This is a genomic window from Burkholderia sp. SIMBA_062, assembly GCF_046534765.1.
Lineage (GTDB): Bacteria > Pseudomonadota > Gammaproteobacteria > Burkholderiales > Burkholderiaceae > Burkholderia > Burkholderia ambifaria.
In genome coordinates, this window is sequence record NZ_JAWRYD010000156.1 from 1 (window position 1) to 338 (window position 338).

The window sequence follows — 338 nt, forward strand, 5'->3', positions numbered from 1 at the left end:
CTGGTGGTCGGCATCCTGCACGGGCATGTACATGCCGAGACGCACAGGATGGTGGAGGTTAAGCCTCTTTCAACGCTTTAGGTTGTGGAACCATGACTCGTAGTAAATGACCAGGACCTTCTGAATCATTTCTCCGGACACAGTGTAGGTGCCAGTTTCATCCGCTAGTGGGATAACGCCATCCTGGCCATTGATTACCGTCAGATACGCATCAGGGCGATCCGGAATAGGTTTCAAGAAGGCCTTCTCAGGCAGATAGCCACCTTCAGTAAGGAAGCGGGTGACGGATTCGTTGGTTTTCTTCGCGGTCTCAAGTTCTTTGTTCGTCGCTCGTGCAG

General features: G+C 52.4%; 1 protein-coding gene. It reads right to left on the reverse strand.

Annotated features, from left to right (window positions below; all coding sequences use genetic code 11):
* Positions 1 to 69: 69 nt before the first annotated feature.
* A partial coding sequence (locus SB786_RS35825; RefSeq protein ID WP_410731520.1) for a hypothetical protein occupies positions 70 to 338 on the reverse strand: 269 nt, incomplete at its 5' end.